Origin of the sequence: Falsigemmobacter intermedius (assembly GCF_004054105.1) — a bacterium.
GTDB classification, from domain to species: domain Bacteria; phylum Pseudomonadota; class Alphaproteobacteria; order Rhodobacterales; family Rhodobacteraceae; genus Wagnerdoeblera; species Wagnerdoeblera intermedia.
The window spans coordinates 1-2,134 of sequence record NZ_SBLC01000118.1 but is presented as its reverse complement, the minus strand read 5'-3'; the positions used below and the strand labels follow the sequence as shown (position 1 = coordinate 2,134).

At 53.4% G+C, this 2,134-nt stretch carries 3 protein-coding genes; 1 reads left to right on the top strand and 2 read right to left on the bottom strand.

Annotated elements, in window-relative coordinates:
• Positions 1 to 965: DNA-methyltransferase (locus EP867_RS19415; protein WP_206616397.1), on the top strand; the 965-nt coding region annotated here is incomplete at its 5' end.
• Here EP867_RS19415 and EP867_RS19410 read toward each other — a convergent pair.
• Positions 929 to 1,291, bottom strand: a complete 363-nt coding sequence (locus EP867_RS19410; RefSeq protein ID WP_128491069.1) for a hypothetical protein — start codon at positions 1,289 to 1,291, stop codon at positions 929 to 931. The genes EP867_RS19415 and EP867_RS19410 overlap by 37 nt on opposite strands.
• A gap of 479 nt (positions 1,292 to 1,770) precedes the next feature.
• The gene (locus EP867_RS19405; protein ID WP_128491068.1) at positions 1,771 to 2,097 is read right to left on the bottom strand and encodes a hypothetical protein; all 327 of its coding nucleotides are present in this window, start codon (positions 2,095 to 2,097) and stop codon (positions 1,771 to 1,773) included.
• Positions 2,098 to 2,134 lie beyond the last annotated feature (37 nt).

The following is a 2,134-nucleotide window of genomic DNA, read 5'->3' as shown; positions in this document are numbered from 1 at the left end:
CCTCGTCGCGTCCCGAAAATCCTATCAGATCACGCCAAAAGGCGCAGGTTTTTCAGACGTTCCTTGAAAATAGTGCTGACCAGAGCGAGCCTCCAGTTGTCAGGGAATTTTACAGAACAGAATTTGGGATCATGATGCAGGGCAATTGTCTAAATTACATGTCATCATCCGTTCCGGATGCCAGCGTTGATTTGATTATGACCTCTCCGCCATTTGCCCTTAATCGCAAAAAAGCCTACGGAAACGTCGCAGAGGCGGATTACTGCGCCTGGTTCAAGCCATTCGCGCTGGAGATGCATCGGATATTGAAAGACTCGGGGAGCCTTGTGCTGGATATCGGGGGTGTCTGGGATAAAGGGCAGCCGACGCGCAGTCTGTATCATTTTAAGCTGTTAATCATGCTCGTCGAAGAATGCGGCTATTATCTCGCGCAGGAGCATTACTGGCATAACCCGTCCAAATTACCCTCACCCATCGAGTGGGTGAATAAAAAAAGAGTTCGTGTGAAAGATTCGGTAAACACCGTCTGGTGGCTGTCAAAATCTCCGCATCCAAAAGCCGACAATCGCCGGGTGCTCCAGGCATATTCAGCGTCGATGAAGAAACAGTGGAAGACTGGCGGAGCTGCAGGTCTGCGCCCTTCCGGGCATGAGATGACGGACAAATTTACAGATGTCGGCGGATCGATCCCTGCGAACCTTATCGTCGCGCCGAACTCTGCATCGTCGGGCCAGTACTTTAATTACTGCAAGGAGGCGGGTCTCACACCGCATCCGGCCCGCTTTCCGGAAAAATTGCCTGAATACTTTATCAAATTTTTGACCACCCAGGGTGATCTCGTGTTGGACCCCTTCGCCGGGTCCTGCACGACCGGCGCGGTTGCTGAGAAGCTGGGCAGACGGTGGGTATGTTGTGACGCTTCTGAGGATTATCTGCGAGGGGCCGTCGGCAGGTTCGTTTCCTGAACAGCGCGCGGTAGTTGCGCACCGTGCGCCCGCTTGATTACATCGGCAATAGATGCTTCCAGCTCAGCGGCACGGTGCATGATGCTCGAGAGTTCCCTGATGAGATCGTAAAGAGCGCCGCGGATCTCCTCGGTCTCGCCATACGGTGGTGAGGCAGATGTCGCGAGCGACAGACAATCGACGGCAATCATCGAAAGATGCAACGCTTCCGCGTCAGACAAATCTCCGAGGTTCGCCGGAATCTGACCGTCATCAGGATGGGGCAGAGTTGACGGATATAGTATGGATCCGGTGATCCGGGATATGTATTCGACAGCTTCGATCATCGTTCCAACCTCTCAGAGGGATTGGATTGGACGTTGCCCACGACGGTTAATTCTGAGTTAATCCATGCGCGCCTGAGCGTCCGTCGGATGGCAGGTGCTCGATCACAGTAACCTATGCGGCTCTATCATAAGATATGGTATCGAAAGTGAGATCATATCTTATGCGAATACTTTGCTCACGAGCTGAGGGGCTTGGAAGCCTCGCTGAGCCGATAACATCTCTGGCCAAATACCCTTCGAAAAATCGAGCCGTAGTGAAAGGTGCCACAACAGCGGCGCGGGGATTACCCGAGCGCCGCAGACGATCTGAAAAAATATGATATCGTAGCAAAACAAATATCATACGTTATACCGAACCAGCACAGGGCACCCTATTATTTACCGCGATGGCTCATTCGTCGCCGTCATCTATGCGTGGGACTTGCCTCGCAAGCACCCCATTGGGCCTCCGGGGCTGCATCTGGATCAGGGGAAGTGGATCACCCCCCCCCGGCTTGCCTGAGCTTTTCAGTGATTGGCACGAAATTCTTTTGATGTGCGGACAGAAGTTCCGCAAGAAGATCATTCAGTTCAGCTAGGGCCAGGATGACATAGGGTTCGGACGTGTTGTCATTAGGCCGCCCGATGATCTGCGGTGCGCGGCCCGCCTGACTGATGGCCTTGGCGAGGAGGGGCAGGTTGCCTGCGAGGCTCTCATCATAGCATTCGAAACGGCGCAGATAACCGGCTTTTCCTGATCCGATTCCGGCGAGATTTTCGATGAGCTCGCGCAGAATGCGTAGGGTCAGGACCCATTGATTGCGCAATGATTTTATGATTCAGGCTTCCTATAGGAGGCCTGTT